Raw genomic sequence first — 1132 nt, 5'->3', positions numbered from 1 at the left:
CCCCCAGCCGCCGATCCGTTGGGGACTTTCTCCAAAAATCACGGAATAGGCAATGGAACCTGTGCCGGCAATTAAAACATTCCCTTCCATCGAAAACGTTCCACTCGCTAGCGCTCCATAGGCATCATTATTCACCACAATGAACCCACTAAAATCAGGAAACACCTCAGCGATCCACTTTTTCCACCTTGTACGGTCTTCGATTCGGTCCCCGCCAGCGGTAGATACATAGATGCCTTTTATATTGTCCTTATGCAGAGAATTCGTAAATCTTGCCATCATTGATTTAATCGAATCATAGACTTCTTTTTCACTGCGCGACTTTAAGTTGGTCGATCCAGTTAATGTACGCTCCATCATTCTTCCATGCTGATCACATAAAAAAGCCTCAGTTTTCGTACCCCCGCCATCGATTCCTATGAAATAACTATTACTTGATTGCACCTTGGGTCAGTCCCTCCATAAATTGCTTGGAAGCGATGAAAAATAGAATCATCATCGGGAGTGAAGCAAGTGTCAGTCCAGCGAATAAAGCTCCCCAGTCGGCAGAATATTCTCCGAACAAGGAGAGCATTCCCACCGGTATCGTCTTCTTCATATCATCGGTGATAAAAATTAGTGGAAAGAAAAAGTCATTCCAGGACTGAATGAATTGAATGATCATCACCGTTCCCAGGGCTGGCCGCATCAACGGCAGTACGACACTCCAAAGAATTCTTAAATTCCCTGCGCCGTCCATCCGTGCCGCTTCTTCAAGTTCTCTGGGCATTGTTCTAAAGAAACCGGTCAGAATGAGAATGGACAAAGGGATTCCTGTTGCGACATACATAAAAATCAAAGACCAGAGAGAGTTTAAGAGATTCAAATCTTTCATTAAAATAAACAGCGGCACAATTCCAAGCTTAATGGGCAGCATCATTCCCATTAGAAAGAAAAAAAAGATCATGTTGTTCCACATAAATGTAAATCGCGCGATATAAAATGCAGCGAGTGAAGATGTCACAAGAATGAGAAGTACAGAAACAACACTCACGATGACACTGTTTTGGAAATAAGTCATGAACGGAATGATTTCAAGCAAGTTGCGGTACGTATCCAGGGAAAATGATTGAGGGAACGCAAGCGGGCTTGT

At 43.5% G+C, this 1132-nt stretch carries 2 protein-coding genes; both read right to left on the bottom strand.

What is annotated here, in order from left to right; all coding sequences use genetic code 11:
- Nucleotides 1-444 (bottom strand): BadF/BadG/BcrA/BcrD ATPase family protein (locus tag LD39_RS20015; protein ID WP_035552658.1); only part of this gene is annotated, 444 nt, incomplete at its 3' end.
- Nucleotides 431-1132, bottom strand: a 702-nt coding sequence (locus LD39_RS20010) for a carbohydrate ABC transporter permease (RefSeq protein WP_035552656.1), incomplete at its 5' end; no start/stop codon positions are given. The genes LD39_RS20015 and LD39_RS20010, both read right to left, overlap by 14 nt.

The organism is Halobacillus sp. BBL2006, from assembly GCF_000786645.1.
GTDB lineage: Bacteria > Bacillota > Bacilli > Bacillales > Halobacillaceae > Halobacillus.
Note: the sequence above shows the minus strand (reverse complement) of the source record. Positions and strands in the feature narration are given on the sequence as shown.